This is a genomic window from Vibrio sp. 10N.222.48.A3, assembly GCF_041475345.1.
GTDB classification, from domain to species: Bacteria; Pseudomonadota; Gammaproteobacteria; order Enterobacterales; family Vibrionaceae; genus Vibrio; species Vibrio tasmaniensis_A.
On sequence record NZ_JBFRVX010001178.1, the window covers coordinates 1 to 705 of the forward strand.

A 705-nucleotide genomic window follows, 5' to 3' on the forward strand; every position below is an offset into this window, starting at 1 on the left:
TGTCACTGTAACGCACACGGAAACAGAAGCGCTCATCCTTGAGCATAACTACATCAAGCAGTACTTGCCTAAATACAACGTACTTTTGCGTGATGATAAGTCGTACCCTTATATTTTTATTAGCGGTCACAAGCATCCTCGTTTGTCGATGCATCGTGGTGCTAAAAAGAAAAAGGGCGAATACTTTGGTCCTTACCCTGATTCCGGCGCTGTGCGTGAGACGTTGCACCTACTACAAAAAATCTTTCCTGCTCGCCAGTGTGAAGATACGGTTTATGCCAACAGAACGCGCCCGTGTTTGATGTATCAGATTGGCCGTTGTGCTGCGCCATGTGTCAGCTCAATCATCTCTGATGAAGAGTACAGTGAACTTATCGACTACGTTCGTCTGTTCTTGCAAGGGAAGGACAAGTTAGTCCTTGAGACGCTCATCGAAAAGATGGACACAGCAAGCCGAGAGCTTCGCTTTGAGCAAGCTGCCGCGTTCCGTGACCAAATCCAAGCGATTCGACGCGTGCAAGAACAACAATATGTATCCGACGACTCAATGGAAGATATGGACGTGTTGGGCTTTGCTCAAGAGAATGGCGTAGCGTGTATTCATATCTTGATGATTCGCCAAGGCAAGGTTTTAGGCAGTAGAAGCCATTTCCCGAAAATTCCCAACAATACGGTGCGAGAAGAGGTTTTTTCGAGCTTTTTAAG

Annotated in this window: 1 protein-coding gene; it reads left to right on the forward strand. The window is 46.5% G+C overall.

From position 1 onward, the window contains the following. Positions 1-705: excinuclease ABC subunit UvrC (uvrC, locus tag AB4653_RS24760; protein WP_372105557.1), on the forward strand; the 705-nt coding region annotated here is incomplete at both ends.